Below are 13,828 nucleotides of genomic sequence, written 5' to 3'. Positions count from 1 at the left end.
TCGCGTCAGTCGAGGCCTTCCCCAACGCCTTGACTGACCTCTCGGGTCAGACAATCAATCAGCGCCCGCGCCGAAGCCGACAGCTGCCGGTGCGGCGGATAGATCACCGAGAACGGTCGGGAGCGCCCGCCCGACTGTTCAAGCAGGCGCACCAGTCGCCCGCTCTCGATCCGCTCGCGGACGATGAAGTCATAGGTCTGGCAGATGCCCAGCCCCTGCTCCGCCAGCGACACAATCCCCAGCACATCGTCGGACACCTGAATATTGGCGCTGGGCAGCCATTCGCGGTCTTCGCCCTGCTCACGGAACAGCCACGGCCCGACGCGCCCGGTGCTGGGCATCACGAACGGCAGGCACGCATGCCGCTGCAAATCGTCGACGCTCTGCGGTGTTCCGGCCCGTCGCAGATAATCCGGCGCGGCCACCACACATAAACCGGCGTCCTCCAGCTTGCGCCCGATCAGCCCGCTGTCCGGCAACGCGCCCAGCCGAATAGCCAGGTCGAAGCCTTCGGCTACCAGATCGACATTACGATTGCTGATGCTCAACTCAACGCGCACTTGCGGATGCTGCCGGGTGAAACGGGCGAGCATGGCCGGCAAACGATAGTGGCCGTAAGTGGTCGGCACGCTGAGGCGCACGCGGCCGCTGAGTTCGCCGTCCTGTCCCTGAATCGTGCGCTCGGCGTCGTCAATCAGGCCGAATGCCGCCCGGGATTGCTCCAGATACAACACACCGGCATCGGTCAGACTCAGGCGGCGCGTGGTGCGCCGCAGCAACTGCACACCCAGGCGCGCCTCCAGCCGCGAAATCGCCCGGCTGACCACCGACGGCGTGGTTGCGAGAAACACCGCACCGGCGCTCAGCGACCCCTTCTCCACCACCGTGACGAACACTTCGACGTCGGCCAGATAATCGAATCGGCGACTCATCTTGATCTCCAGAGAACAAATGCTTTGCTGTGGCGCGAGTTTATCGCCGCCATGAGCATCAATACAGTGAGCCGCACTTTCCTTCATCTTCTGGAATCGCCATGCGCTCAATTACACGTCTTGCTTTCGCCTTGTTTCTCTCCGTTGCCGCGTTGAACGCCCAGGCGGCCAATGTGCTGGTGGTGCTGTCGGACTCCGACCATCTCGATCTGAAGGACGGCAAGGTCTTCAGCACCGGTTTCTACCTCAACGAACTGATGCAACCGGTCAAGCTGCTGCTCGATACCGGCCACACCGTGACCTTCGCCACCCCGACCGGCAAGGCGCCGACACTGGATCGCTCCTCCGACGACAAGATGTATTTCAACAATGACGCGGCAGCCTTGCAGACCCACAAGGCGCTGCTGGAACAACTGAAGATCACCTCGCCCGGTGAATCGCCGGTCATCAGCCTGTCGCGGGTCGAGCAAGTCGGCTACGAGCATTTCGATGCCGTCTACATTCCGGGTGGCCACGCACCGATGCAGGATCTGCTGCACAGCCAGGCGCTGGGCAAACTGCTGAACAACTTCCATCAAACAGGCAAAACCACAGCGCTGGTGTGCCACGGCCCGATTGCACTGCTGTCGACCCTGACGGATCCGACCGCATTCACCCGCCAACTGGAAACCGGCAAAGCCACCACGGCAAACAACTGGACGTATGCCGGCTATAAGTTCACGGTCATCAGCAATCAGGAAGAAGAAATCGCCAAAGGCCTGTTGAACGGCGGCGCGATGAAGTTCTATCCGCAGACGGCCCTGGAAAAGGCTGGCGGTGTTTTCAGCAGTAACACGGCGCCATGGGCCAGCCACGTAGTGGTTGATCGCGAACTGGTCACCGGGCAGAACCCGGCGTCGGCCCTGGCCGTGGGCAAGACCCTCGTTGACCGCTTGAAGTGATCTCGGCGCCCTCGCACTTTCACCGTTTCGTCTAACCTGACGTTGCACCCGACGATGATTGCCCATCGACGGGTGCATCGACCTTGATGCCCACGCAACGGAGAATTCCATGCTCAAGCGAACCCTGGCACTGACCGCTGGTTTGGCCCTGTCCCTGTCCGCCGTGCTGGCGCAAGCCGCGGAGGTGTTGAAGGTCAGCGCGATTCCCGATGAAGCCCCGACCGAGCTGCTGCGCAAGTTCGAGCCGCTGGGGTCTTATCTGGAGAAGCAACTGAACATGAAAGTCGAGTTTGTGCCGGTGGCCGACTACCCGGCAGTGGTCGAAGCGTTGGCCACCAACCGTCTCGATCTGGCCTGGCTCGGTGGCTTCACTTTCGTCCAGGCGCAGTTGAAAAGTGATCCAAAGGTCATTCCGCTGGTGCAGCGCGAACAAGACGCCCAGTTCACCAGTAAATTCATCACCGCCGACCCGAACGTCAAAAGCCTCGCCGATCTCAAAGGCAAGACCTTCGCTTTCGGCTCCGTGTCGTCCACCTCCGGCAGCCTGATGCCGCGCTATTTCATGCTCAAGGACGGCATCAAACCGGAAAACTATTTCAGCCGCGTCGGCTACTCCGGCGCCCACGACGCCACCGTCGCCTGGGTGCAGGCCGGCAAGGTCGACGCCGGTGTGCTGAACGCCAGCGTCTGGCAGAAACTGGTGGACGCCGGCAAGGTCGACACCAACAAGGTCAAGGTCTTCGCCACCACCCCGGCCTACTTCGATTACAACTGGACCGTGCGCGGCACCCTCGATCCGGCGCTGGCGGCGAAGATCAAAAAAGCCTTCCTCGACCTCGACCCGGCCAACCCCGAGCACAAGAAAATCCTCGACCTGCAAGCCGCCAGCCGTTTCATCGAAACCAGCCCGGACAATTACAAAGGCATCGAGGAAGCCGCCCGCGCCGCCGACTTGCTGAAATGACGCTGCGCCTCAAACAGGCTTTTCTGCACCACACCAATGGCGTGGAGGCCTTGCGCGGCGTCGATTTGCAGATCGAGGCCGGCGAGCAGGTGGCGATCATCGGACCGTCCGGCGCCGGCAAATCCAGCTTGCTGAACCTGCTGGCGACCGCCATTCGCCCCAGCAGCGGCGACATCGAAGTTTTGGGCGAGCGCGCCTGGCATTTGTCCGCGCGCCAACGGCAGCGCCTGCGTGCGCGCATCGGTCTGGTGCATCAGGCGCCGCCGCTGCCGCCCCGGCAACGGGTGGTGACGGCGGTGCTGGCCGGCAAACTCGGCCAATGGAGTCTGGGCAAAAGCCTGATCAACCTGCTGCATCCGCTCGACGTGCCCGGCGCCCGCGCCGCTCTGGCAAAACTGGATCTGGCCGACAAACTCTTCAGCCAATGCCAGCAACTGTCCGGTGGGCAATTGCAGCGGGTCGGCATCGCCCGCGTGCTGTACCAGGCGCCGGAGGTGTTGCTGGCCGACGAACCGGTCTCGGCCATGGACCCGGTGCTGGCCGGGCACACGCTGTCGATCCTGTCGCGCCATGCTCGCGAGCACAACGTCACGCTGGTGGCGAGCCTGCACGCGGTGGAACTGGCGCTGGCGCACTTCCCGCGAATCATCGGTTTGCGCGAGGGGCAGATCCTGTTCGACTGCCCGTCCGCGCAAGTCAGCCGCGACATGCTCGACACCCTCTACGCCAACGAACAACTGCAATCCCCGGCGCCCGCCGTCACCCCACTGATTGTGCAGATTCCGCGATGCTGAGCGCCGATACCCGCGACCCCGCCGCTCTGCCCCGGTTGCTGCTGACCATACTGGCGATTGCCTTGCTGTGGCCCGGTATCCAGCTCAGCGAACTGGATCTGGGCGTGCTGTTTCACGCCGACAGCCAGAGTGAAATGGGCCGCTTCGTATCGATGTTCTGGCCACCGGCCCATGATCGCGAGTTTCTGCAATTACTCCTCAAGGCCACCCTGCAAACCCTGGCCATCGCCACCGCCGGCATGGCCCTGGCGCTGTTGTTGGCGGTGCCGGCCAGCCTGCTCGCCAGCCGCGCCCTGTCGCTGACCGCCGCCTCCCGCAGCGGCCGCCCGAGCCTGTTGGGCCGCCTGCTGCGCTGGCCGGTGCGCGGGCTGCTGATCTTCCTGCGCAGCGTGCCGGAAATCGTCTGGGCCCTGCTGTTCGTGCGCGCCGTCGGCCTCGGCCCGGCGGCGGGCGTGCTGGCCATCGCCATCACCTACAGCGGCATGCTCGGCAAGGTCTACGCCGAAATCTACGAATCCACCGACCAACGCCCGGCCCACGCTCTGCTCCAGGCCGGCAGCGGTCGCCTCGCCAGTTTCGCCTATGGCGTACTGCCCAACGTCGCGGCGGAACTGCTCTCCTACACCGTCTACCGCTGGGAATGCGCCATCCGCGCCTCGGTGGTCATGGGCTTCGTCGGCGCCGGCGGCCTCGGCCAACAGATCGACCTGTCGATCCGCATGTTCGCCGGCGGCGAAGTCGCCAGCATGCTCCTGACCTTCCTCCTGCTCGTCCTCGGCGCCGACCAACTCAGCCGCCTGCTGCGCTGGAGGCTGGCATGAAACGCCTGATCAATTTGGTGCTGATTCTCGCCATTGTCGCGGCCGTCATTGCCTCATTTGCCTACCTGGGCCTTGATCTTGAAGAACTCGGCAGCGCTACCAGCCTGAAACAGATGGGCCTGTATGTGGCGCGCTTCCTCAGCCCGGACCTCAGCGCTGACTACCTAAGCGCCATCCTGCGCGGATCGATGGAAACCCTCGCCATGTCCGCCCTCGGAACCCTCCTCGCCGCCGTGTTGGGGCTGTTGTTGGCGCTCCCCGCCGCTGGGCGATTTGGCTGGTTTTTTCAGAGTGCCGCGCGCCTGCTGCTCAATGCACTGCGCGCCATACCCGAATTAGTGTGGGCTGCGTTGATGGTGCTTGCGGCTGGGCTTGGGCCGAATGCCGGGACACTGGCCCTGGCCCTGCACACCACGGGCGTGTTGGGGCGATTGTTTGCTGAAGCGCTGGAGAACACACCGCCGGAACCAGCGGATGCGATTCGGTTGCAGGGGGGGAATCCGGTTTTGGCGTTCTGCTACGGCACCCTGCCGAACCTGGCGCCGCAGTTGCTGGCGTACTGTTTGTATCGGTGGGAGAACAATATTCGGATGGCCAGCGTGCTGGGGTTTGTCGGGGCTGGGGGGTTGGGGCAGATGTTGTATGTGAGCTTGAGTTTGTTTCAGGAGGCGCAGGCGGGGACGGTGATTTTGGCTATGCTGATTTTGGTGTGGGGGGTGGATTGGTTGAGTGGTTGGGGTCGGTGGGTAAAGGCTTAGGTTGGATAGTCTTTGAAGTTGCTTAAAACAAATATTCGTCGAGGTCCGCGTCCGGCCAATAGCACCCTTCAAATAACGTCTATCAAACTAAGCCAATTAATTACTATGTTTCAACGCGGGTGCAGACATGCACCCGATTCAGCCGAAGATGTATACGCAGTCGTCAATGTGTTCCAATTCTTGCTGCGTGTATCGGGCGTTGCCATATCGTCGAATATCCTCCAATACTCCCCTGACAGGAGCTGGCTGCGATGCGTCGTCAATCAACTCAATTAAGAGCTGATAATCAGGGGCTATCCCTTTGAGATACTTCTCTACTAGCTCTTTGAGTGCTATTCGAGCTTGCTGATCGGTTAGCATTGTTTCTCCGGAAAAACAGCCCCATTAGTCGCAATCAATAATAGTCGCCAGATGCGCTTCAGAGAAATCTACGGTTAACAGTGGCGACTTACGATTACCTTTGTTTGCATTTTTCAAGCTCGCTTTGACTTTTTAATGTCGTATCCAAGCCAAGTCGATACTTGCAATAATTAATAACCAGGCTTCGCTCCGCCTCGCTTAGCTCACTCAATTTTTTATCATCGGATTCGTACGCGAAAATATTTTCAAACTCCATCTGAAATGTGGGACTTTTCTTAATAAAGAATACTTTTTCCGGATAAGTATCCTCCATCTTTTCGTAAAAACCTATATAAAGCATGGCGACAATCGTGGTTGATAATATGATTAGCAGCGATTTCATGATGAAGGCGGTCGCAAAAGTTTGGTTTTAATCCGAAGGTTTCTAACAAGCTCCATGCCGATATTACCAGGGCAAATTTTTCCTTCGCCGGCTTGCATGGGGAATTCACGGTGCCCACCTAACGTCGTCACCCTGAAAACGCTGGTCAGGGCCTGAATCAAGGTCAGAAGGGTATCAATTTGTATAGCAGGAATTTTCTGGTCCATGTTGCCGTTGATGCTTTCGAGGGCTTGGCGAGCAAAAGCGACCATATCGCCACCCTCTTCGGCGGTTGTCAGGTTTTCCAGTAAAACGATACCAATCACACCCGTGTTGTAGTTATGTACGCTTGATCCCTTGAACCGTATATCACGTCCTTCAAAAACTTTACCCGTACAATCGATGCCGTAGTGATAGCCGATATCATCAAACTTAGCCTGATGTTCACTTTGAATCGCGCGCATTTGTCCTGCACCAGCACCGCAGCCTACACTTCGTCCTGCGTGGTGAAGGGCGATCATCGAGTAATCCCAATCATCCACCATTTCACCTTTTGCTTTATGCGCTCCCCATGATGATCGCTCTACAAATTCGCATTTGTTTTTGCTGAGTAGTCTGATGATCGCTTCTCTAGTGGCAGCTCTATCGTTGACGGTGATAATCGTGGGAGCAACTGGCACAGCGGGTTTGACTTCAGTCGCTTTTGCTTCAGTAGTAAATTGTTCAGCCATTCTGGGTCAGTCCGTTAGTTCGTTAAGCGTCCGAGCTGGAGAAGTGAAATCAATACTGATGGAAATATTGGCATCTTTGACTGGGGTTTTGATCTTCGCAATCCCGGCGCTGTCGGTAACACCTGTAATCTTTTGACCATTTACAGTGGCAGTGAAATTTCTTCCGACTAGAGGTTGACCAGTCTCGCTATCAACGATGCTGAAAGTATGCCCATAGGTTTTTTGCAGTAAAAGCGGGAGTGGAGGCGTGAACGGTGCAGGATTATGGGAGTCGCCGATGATCACCGTACCCGAACCACCAATAACTACGTCGCCGTGTGTGCCGACGGTTCCCACCAGAGCCGCATTCTTGCCATTGATGAACACCGTCGCAGACACTGCCGAGTCCAAAGCGCTGCCGCAGGTGCAAGTGTCGCCTTTCCTTGCAGCTGCGAGGCCGTCAAAAAACACATCGGGAGATCCGGACGCAATGGCTTTGGGCCCGTGCCCAGGCATAGGGCAACTGGTGGGGTCAGTTATGCGTGCAGCTGGCTTTGCCATGTATGACTTCCTGTCTACGATTTTTCCAAGGGCGACTGTATCAGAGTTGCGTCGAGCAGTGGCTCAAGGCATTGCCCTGGTTGGCATATCGGCAACCGCTTTGAATCGCCTATGGTTAGACAGAGGTCGTTGAGCGTCAGCTTTCGGCCAAGAGCGGCCCCTCATCTGACGGATTCTTCTGGCCCAGGCAGATGGATTGTCTGAGTGCAAACAGTCTCAAAGGAACTGTATGATTCCCTAGACGCGGCATTGGGCTTTTCTCATCAGCAACGGAAGCAAGGCGATGTATCAAGCGCAGTATTGGGTGGAGCTGCAAAATCTTAAAGCGCATGTCTACTATCTAGAACTCTACCAAATCAGATCTGAAAATATAGAGAGAGGAATCGCTATAGTACTAGCCATAGCATCGGCTGGAAGTATTGGTGGCTGGGCTATCTGGAAAGAATACGCGTTTGTGTGGGGCTTCTTCATCATGCTCAGCCAAGTCGTATCGGTCGTGTACAAATTTCTTCCATTCAAAGCCCGCATCAAGCCTCTAAGCGCAGCGGGAATAGAGCTTTCTGTATTAGCTGATGACGCAGAAAAAGGGTGGTTTGATGTCGCGCAAGGTGAACTGACCGAACGAGAAATCAACGAAAAACGTTTCGCAATACGCAAGAAGAAATCGGCGGTAATGAAATCTGCATTTGCTGGAATGGTCATTCCTGAGAAAGCAGATCTTATGACCAAAGCCGAGTTACAGATGAGACGGTACTTCCAAAGCCATTACCCGGAGTTGACCAATGAGTAACGAAAAATCGCAGCCACCGCGCCATAACCCAAGTAGACCAGTACAGACCAATGATCGAGGGTTACCTCCTGTACAAAACACTCTTCCTATGCCGAAAGTGCAACCCCCGAAAAAAGAGAAGTGAATCACAGGTGATCCGGTTCACGACGGTTGAACTGATCACCTGTTGAATAAAGCATTTTCGATTGTGCAAGGTTCGAGGCCTGTATTGACCGACAGGAGGTATCTTTACAGTTTGCAAAAGTGCGGCAGCAGAGCATTTTCTACATTTTGTTCTACAATTAAATGTAACACTCAACGGGTCTATAACAACCGCACGGCGGCATCTCGTAGTGTTGGCATGGCTGGCTTTAACTTCAGCCGCAACTAGATTGGTAAAAGTGGTGGAGATCATGGAGCGTAGCAGCCAGAGTGTTGATTATTTTGTAGATTCTGACTTTGTAGAAAATTTTAATGAATCCCTGAGAAGACTGTTATCTACGCTTCAGCAAAGCACAATGGCAAAATATATCAATCCAGAAAACGCGCAACGAATAAAGCATGGCGCGGCGTTCTGCAATCCTGCTGCCCCCCAAGTATACAACGGCGGACTTGAAACTCACTCCACGCTTTTTGACATTGCGCTCGAGAGCATTGCTTCCCATGACGTTAAAGTTTTAGAAAGATGCTTCAATAGTTTTCAGGAGGATATGGAAGCTCAGCTTGCTAGTATGATTTACTCATCACTATCGAAGGTCTGCGATCAAACTGGAAACGTTGTGGATGCAAAGAAATCTGGATCTCTGCCGCTCGCCTTCTTGGAAATTCTTGAGAAAATCGAGTTTAGTGCGAACAAGGCAGGAGAGGTGACACTCCCAGAGATCCACCTTGGAACAGATGCGTTTAATCAGTTCACAAGGGCAATGCAAGAAAGCACTCCAGCATATAAGGCGATGGTCGAAGACATCAAGACGAGAAAGGTGGCTGAGGCGCTGGAAAGAGAATCTGCTCGAAAAGCTAAGTTTGTGCGTTACGGAGAGAGTGCGCGATGAGAATCCTCCTAGCAATTGGCTGCAACGAATATGATCACGCTAAACCCCTCGATTCAGCAGAATATGATGCGGTAAGAATATTCAATGCTCTCGTGAAACCCGAAGTTGGTCAGTTCAACAGCGCACACTCCCAACTTCTGCTGTCTCCGACTATTGAGGAAGTTAGATCTGCATTAAAAAAATCGCTTTTCGAAAATTCACACATAGAGAATTTCACATTTTTTTTCGCAGGACATGGTGGTGTGAGCTCTGGTAGCTTCCATATGTGGCTCCGGGACACAAGCCCAAGAATACAGTCTATGACGGCGCTGTCTTTGAGTGAGTTGTTTAGACTGCTTAATGAAACATCACCAAAGCAGAGCAATATAATTATAGATGCTTGCCAGAGTGGCGGATTGATATCAGATCTCGGAGTACTATTAAAACCTGAGCTTATTGGTGATGCCGGAACACCTGCTTTGACGCTAATCGCTACCTCAGCAAAAAACCAGACCGCCGGCGAAACTCAAGAAGGAGGCATAGGTACTAACGCCATTCTCGACTGTGTGGAAGGAAGAGACTTTGTACAAGACAAAGCAAGCATTTTAGATTTAGTCGAAATAGGTAGACATATCTCAAAAAAACTTGATGACCATGGACAAAATGCAATCGTTTGGGGGCCGAATCTGTATGGGCCACCTAGTTTTTGCCGTAATCCTAAATATGAAACAGATCCCAATACACCTCTTCGTAGTTTAATGCATCAGTGGCCATCAAACCTCGACAAAGCAATAAAAGACAATTACAACGACATATGGAGCACATATGGTGCATTGGATCGGCATTGGAATGCTTCACAGTTTATCCCACTTGTGAATTCAGTATTAAATCCATGTCGGGAAAATGAATCGATATTAATTAGCTGCGCTGATCGGTTAGCTGTGACATTCTCTACAAAAGCTGCACAGTCTAATGACGCTTACCGGACGCCTATGATTACTGCTGGGATAGTGGCTTGCCTACTCCCGAGCCTGGGTGAACCTATAGTAGATACTGGAGCAGAACTGCTAACTTACAAGCTTGTCGATGAACTTCTGGTCGTAAACGAGTCCGTATTGTCCTCACTGGAACAAAATAAGTACTGTTTGTTGCCAAGAGAGGGTGGTGGCTTTGTGGAGCTGTATCAATTACCTCTTCGTTTATCAAAAATTCTCGGATGGGCAGGAGTAGCGTTTCTTTGCGCGCCGGAATCACACAAGACAAAAGCAGGTCAACAATTCGCAGACATTCTAAATAAAATATTGGAGCTGTATTCTGGTTCTGTGATTGCATTGAGTGATGCTCAAGCTTCACACTGGGAGGTCTCTCTAGCCGTGGCCAAAGCGCTGAACCTCAATGAGCAAGCCGAACAGCTAGTAGGATTGCTATTCAACTCTATAATAAGCTGCGAAGGCAAGCTCGCCAGATATGACATCTCCCCCGACAAAGCACTGAGTTATCTACTATCTAGAGAGTATAATAATTTTAAGAACAACTACACCCTTGTTGAGAAACCAATTGAGACCTTATCCGTGCTATTGCGAGCGGCAAAGGTTTTTGAGCTTGAAGATATTTTGAATGAAGATTTGTGGCAGATTGACGGTCTGAGTTTTTCTTGCTATCGCCCAGACTCTTACATTCGCTACTCATCAATTGTTATGGAGGGCGGAACGAACGAGGCATGGCAAATCGGTTTTGATGTTTTTCGAGTCGAGGACTTCATAAATTCTTGGACATTATCGTACGAACTCAACGGAAGCATTGTCTACAAGCTTTCAGTTATTGGATCGTTATTGCTCGAGGATCGTGTACCTTGGTTTTGTATTGATTATTTCCTTGCAAGTATCCAGGATTAGTTTTGACTCGCGCTGCGAGTGCGGTTACGCAATTGTTTTTGACTAAATCTTACACGAATGGTTGCCAAGCTTATCGTAATCAATAAATAACAATGTCGTAACAGTTGACGAAGTGAAGTCCTGCGCCAGGTTTTGTGTGAGACAAAATTTTCTCCTATCTGAGCATCCGCTTTTGGCTGTAAGCAGTTACTGCGTACGTCCGCTTTTGGCCGATAGCGGACACCCGCACGAAAAGAGTAGACGGATTTATTTTCAGATGAAGAGCTCACTTCTCTTGGCCAGTGAAGGCACTGTGATAGCATGCGTCCGCCCCCCGGATAGGGGGATTTTTTCTACATCCCGCAAGGAATATGCCCCGTGAAAGACTTCGTCATCAGCGTCAACAACACCGTCCTCTATCTCTCCCTGGCATTCATCTGGCTGGTCGCTATCGTCGCGATTTTCACCAGCGGATTCTTGCCGGCGCTGGGTATCTTCGTGGCCGGCACCCTGTGCTGGTGCATCATTTCCGGCTTCTGGTTCGTCCAGTCGGCGACCTACGAAGAACTGCGCAAGCTGAACGCCAGCAAAAACTGAAACATCAGGGTGGGGCCGTAAGTGCCCCGCCCTACCCCGAGCGCTGGGTTCCGTGCCAAGCGCTTCTCTCTGCTGCGAACTAATCGCACGCCCCCGCCTTCTCCGACCTCTAAATAGCTTCGCCCTTTCCCTTTCAGCCGATGAGGGACGGGACTGTTTTCAGGAAATAAGCCCTCACCTTTGAGCGCTTAAACAGGTTCGTTTAAAGCAACCCGCCGTAACTTCCCCAAGGCTACAACGCCTTGCGTCATTGCCTACGACTACGCCAGAATCCGCCGGCTTGTGTGTCTACGGCACGGGTTTTATCGTTCCTGGGTCACTGAAAAACAGTGATCGGGTTTGGTAGCCCGAGACAAACACAAGATGCAGAGCTCTCCATCGCGGCGGTCAATCGCCCCGGTTTTATGGTGGCCATGCACAGGGCGTCTTCGGGCGCGCCGGTCTCCTTGTGTCCCGGTCTACCAACCTGCGTATGGCCACCACCCAACGTTTGGTAGCGTGTGGGTGATGGCTCCTGATGACGACACAAGGAGTTTCACCATGATCAAGCCAACACCCAACCCACCCGAAACCGACCCCCCCTCCCCCCACGAAACCCCCAACTCCAAAAAAATCCACGACGCCGCCGAACGCGCGCTGGATCATTTAGAAGGAAGTTAGGCATGTTCAAAGCAACTCTAAATCCAGCGCTGGACACCGATCCAAAGGAGCGAACGGTTGAATCCGTCCCGGTTTCACCCTACAGTTCTAACGAATCGAAAAAACTCCACGACGCCGCCGAGCGCGCGCTGGATCATTACCTCTTCCCCGCCGCCGGGATCATGTCGTCCTTGAACGAGCCCGAGCGGATGTATCTGGCCAATCCGAAATTCAACACCGAATGCTTGTTGGCCAATGCCAGCGAAAACCTCGGAGCGGCCAGTGAGATGCTGAGTAACTTCGCGGCCACGCTCGATCCCTCGCATCGCAAGACGGCGATCGGTATTACGCAGATCGTGATGATTGCCGAGCTGGCGGTGAATCAGGCGCTGGATCACGTCGAGGTCGCGTAACCAGGCGATGGCTGTAGGAGCCCTTCGCTGCGGCTTCTACAGCGCGATGTGTTGAGTCTCCCGCTGCTGCAGGAAAAAGCGCGGCTCAAGAGGTAATGGAATGCAAAACAGCCTGGGCCGACACCCTCGTTAACGACGAAGGCGTCGGCCCGGGCTGTTTGCGTTTCAGTAAAGCTCGTTGAATTCGAACCATGCGGGGCCTTGATCCAATTGCTGCATTAAATGCACATATGAACTGCAATCAACCCAACTAGTGCTCCCCGAGCAGGCCTTTAGACTCTCCCCACGATCAACGTAAGGGAGCGTTCAACATGGTCACCAGCGCCGTCATCCATCAAACCGGTGAGCCTCAAGTCATTCAGCTTGAGCAATCCACCGCGCAAACACCCGGCCCCGGCGAAGTCTGGCTTGAGCAGTTGGCCATTGGCGTCAACCCGCTCGACTTGAGCCAACGTTCCGGTGCCGCGCCGTTGGCGTTGCCCTCCGGGTTGGGGCTTGAGGGCGCCGGGCGGGTTGTGGCGGTGGGGGCCGATGTGACGAACGTGGTCGTCGGCGACCGGGTCGCTTATGCCACGGGACCTATTGGCGCCTATGCCAGCGCCCGCCTCTACCCGGCCAATCGGCTGGTGAAGATCCCCGACAGCCTGAGTTTCGAGGACGCGGCGGCTGTGCTGTTCAAGGGCATTACCGCGCAGTATTTGCTCAAGTCCACCTACCCGGTCGGGCCGGGTTCGACGGTGCTGATCTACGGTGCGGCCGGTGCGCTGGGGCAGATCATGGTGCCGTGGGCGAAGCATTTGGGGGCGTTGGTGATTGGTGTGGTGTCCAGCGCCGAGAGTATCGAGCGGGCCCGGTTGGCGGGTTGTGATGAGGTGTTGGTGTTCGATGCGGCGACGCTGGCCGACGCGGTGGTCGACCTTACCCAGGGCCAGAAAGTAGATGTGGTGTACGACCCGATTGGCCGGGTGTCTTTCGAGGCGTCGTTGAATTGCCTGCGCCCGCGCGGGTTGCTGGTGTCGTTCGGCATGGCGTCGGGGGCGCCGGCGCCGGTCGAGATCAGCACCTTGAATGCCAAGGGTTCGCTGTTCCTGACCCGACCGTCCCTCGCCGCCCACACCGCCACGCCGGAGGAATACCAGCAGCGCGCAAAGGACGTGTTGCAAGCGATTGACGCCGGTATCATCCGGCCCAATGTCGGGCGTCGTTATCCGCTGGCGGACGCCGCCCGGGCCCATGCCGATCTGCACCGGGGCGGTTTGCCGGGGGCGGTTGTGCTGGTGCCTTGAGTCTTTTTTCGGGTCAT

Annotated in this window: 14 protein-coding genes; 11 read left to right on the top strand and 3 right to left on the bottom strand. The window is 55.2% G+C overall.

Going from position 1 to position 13,828, the window contains the following annotated elements; genetic code table 11:
• Positions 1 to 5 precede the first annotated feature (5 nt).
• A complete protein-coding gene (locus tag CAG25_RS14215) occupies positions 6 to 932 on the bottom strand; it encodes a LysR family transcriptional regulator (protein WP_085611806.1) in 927 nt (308 codons plus the stop codon).
• A 101-nt stretch (positions 933 to 1,033) separates the two neighbouring features.
• On the opposite strand from CAG25_RS14215, the gene CAG25_RS14210 reads away from it, so the two are divergent.
• The 5 genes from CAG25_RS14210 (at position 1,034) to phnE (ending at position 5,210) form a co-directional block, all read left to right on the top strand.
• The gene (locus tag CAG25_RS14210) at positions 1,034 to 1,873 is read left to right on the top strand and encodes a type 1 glutamine amidotransferase domain-containing protein (protein WP_085611807.1); all 840 of its coding nucleotides are present in this window, start codon (positions 1,034 to 1,036) and stop codon (positions 1,871 to 1,873) included.
• A 109-nt stretch (positions 1,874 to 1,982) separates the two neighbouring features.
• A complete protein-coding gene (locus tag CAG25_RS14205) occupies positions 1,983 to 2,837 on the top strand; it encodes a putative selenate ABC transporter substrate-binding protein (protein WP_085611808.1) in 855 nt (284 codons plus the stop codon).
• Positions 2,834 to 3,631, top strand: coding sequence for a phosphonate ABC transporter ATP-binding protein (locus CAG25_RS14200; protein WP_085611809.1), 798 nt, complete (start codon positions 2,834 to 2,836; stop codon positions 3,629 to 3,631). The genes CAG25_RS14205 and CAG25_RS14200 overlap by 4 nt, the downstream gene beginning before the upstream one ends.
• Entirely contained in the window at positions 3,625 to 4,452 is an 828-nt protein-coding gene (locus CAG25_RS14195; protein WP_085611810.1) for an ABC transporter permease, read from the top strand. The genes CAG25_RS14200 and CAG25_RS14195 overlap by 7 nt, the downstream gene beginning before the upstream one ends.
• Positions 4,449 to 5,210, top strand: a complete 762-nt coding sequence (gene phnE, locus CAG25_RS14190; RefSeq protein WP_085611811.1) for a phosphonate ABC transporter, permease protein PhnE — start codon at positions 4,449 to 4,451, stop codon at positions 5,208 to 5,210. The genes CAG25_RS14195 and phnE overlap by 4 nt, the downstream gene beginning before the upstream one ends.
• A gap of 738 nt (positions 5,211 to 5,948) precedes the next feature.
• On the opposite strand, the gene CAG25_RS14175 is transcribed toward phnE, so the two are convergent.
• Positions 5,949 to 6,662 (bottom strand): peptidoglycan recognition family protein, encoded by a 714-nt coding sequence (locus CAG25_RS14175; RefSeq protein ID WP_085611814.1) that lies wholly within the window; start codon positions 6,660 to 6,662, stop codon positions 5,949 to 5,951.
• A gap of 6 nt (positions 6,663 to 6,668) precedes the next feature.
• Positions 6,669 to 7,202, bottom strand: a complete 534-nt coding sequence (locus CAG25_RS14170; RefSeq protein ID WP_085611815.1) for a PAAR domain-containing protein — start codon at positions 7,200 to 7,202, stop codon at positions 6,669 to 6,671.
• A 283-nt stretch (positions 7,203 to 7,485) separates the two neighbouring features.
• Between CAG25_RS14170 and CAG25_RS14165 the strand changes: the two genes are divergently transcribed.
• The 6 genes from CAG25_RS14165 (at position 7,486) to CAG25_RS14140 (ending at position 13,811) form a co-directional block, all read left to right on the top strand.
• The gene (locus tag CAG25_RS14165; RefSeq protein ID WP_085611816.1) at positions 7,486 to 7,992 is read left to right on the top strand and encodes a hypothetical protein; all 507 of its coding nucleotides are present in this window, start codon (positions 7,486 to 7,488) and stop codon (positions 7,990 to 7,992) included.
• A 392-nt stretch (positions 7,993 to 8,384) separates the two neighbouring features.
• Positions 8,385 to 9,023, top strand: a complete 639-nt coding sequence (locus tag CAG25_RS14160; RefSeq protein WP_143492917.1) for a hypothetical protein — start codon at positions 8,385 to 8,387, stop codon at positions 9,021 to 9,023.
• A complete protein-coding gene (locus tag CAG25_RS14155) occupies positions 9,020 to 10,897 on the top strand; it encodes a caspase family protein (RefSeq protein ID WP_085611818.1) in 1,878 nt (625 codons plus the stop codon). The genes CAG25_RS14160 and CAG25_RS14155 overlap by 4 nt, the downstream gene beginning before the upstream one ends.
• 357 nt (positions 10,898 to 11,254) lie before the next feature.
• Complete coding sequence (locus tag CAG25_RS14150) at positions 11,255 to 11,473, top strand: hypothetical protein (protein ID WP_011333849.1); 219 nt, start codon at positions 11,255 to 11,257, stop codon at positions 11,471 to 11,473.
• 662 nt (positions 11,474 to 12,135) lie between these two features.
• A complete protein-coding gene (locus tag CAG25_RS14145; protein ID WP_085690983.1) occupies positions 12,136 to 12,525 on the top strand; it encodes a DUF6124 family protein in 390 nt (129 codons plus the stop codon).
• Positions 12,526 to 12,836: 311 nt separating this feature from the next.
• Positions 12,837 to 13,811, top strand: coding sequence for a quinone oxidoreductase (locus CAG25_RS14140; protein ID WP_085611819.1), 975 nt, complete (start codon positions 12,837 to 12,839; stop codon positions 13,809 to 13,811).
• The last annotated feature ends 17 nt before the right edge of the window (positions 13,812 to 13,828 follow it).

Source organism: Pseudomonas sp. B16(2017) (assembly GCF_002113205.1).
GTDB classification, from domain to species: domain Bacteria; phylum Pseudomonadota; class Gammaproteobacteria; order Pseudomonadales; family Pseudomonadaceae; genus Aquipseudomonas; species Aquipseudomonas pharyngis.
This window is presented reverse-complemented; position numbering and strand designations above follow the sequence as displayed.

Coding starts and splice junctions, on each gene's coding strand:
- CAG25_RS14215 (WP_085611806.1), bottom strand. CDS start 932: ATGAGTCGCCGATTCGATTATCTGGCCGACGTCGAAGTGTTCGTCACG.
- CAG25_RS14210 (WP_085611807.1), top strand. CDS start 1,034: ATGCGCTCAATTACACGTCTTGCTTTCGCCTTGTTTCTCTCCGTTGCC.
- CAG25_RS14205 (WP_085611808.1), top strand. CDS start 1,983: ATGCTCAAGCGAACCCTGGCACTGACCGCTGGTTTGGCCCTGTCCCTG.
- CAG25_RS14200 (WP_085611809.1), top strand. CDS start 2,834: ATGACGCTGCGCCTCAAACAGGCTTTTCTGCACCACACCAATGGCGTG.
- CAG25_RS14195 (WP_085611810.1), top strand. CDS start 3,625: ATGCTGAGCGCCGATACCCGCGACCCCGCCGCTCTGCCCCGGTTGCTG.
- phnE (WP_085611811.1), top strand. CDS start 4,449: ATGAAACGCCTGATCAATTTGGTGCTGATTCTCGCCATTGTCGCGGCC.
- CAG25_RS14175 (WP_085611814.1), bottom strand. CDS start 6,662: ATGGCTGAACAATTTACTACTGAAGCAAAAGCGACTGAAGTCAAACCC.
- CAG25_RS14170 (WP_085611815.1), bottom strand. CDS start 7,202: ATGGCAAAGCCAGCTGCACGCATAACTGACCCCACCAGTTGCCCTATG.
- CAG25_RS14165 (WP_085611816.1), top strand. CDS start 7,486: ATGTATCAAGCGCAGTATTGGGTGGAGCTGCAAAATCTTAAAGCGCAT.
- CAG25_RS14160 (WP_143492917.1), top strand. CDS start 8,385: ATGGAGCGTAGCAGCCAGAGTGTTGATTATTTTGTAGATTCTGACTTT.
- CAG25_RS14155 (WP_085611818.1), top strand. CDS start 9,020: ATGAGAATCCTCCTAGCAATTGGCTGCAACGAATATGATCACGCTAAA.
- CAG25_RS14145 (WP_085690983.1), top strand. CDS start 12,136: ATGTTCAAAGCAACTCTAAATCCAGCGCTGGACACCGATCCAAAGGAG.
- CAG25_RS14140 (WP_085611819.1), top strand. CDS start 12,837: ATGGTCACCAGCGCCGTCATCCATCAAACCGGTGAGCCTCAAGTCATT.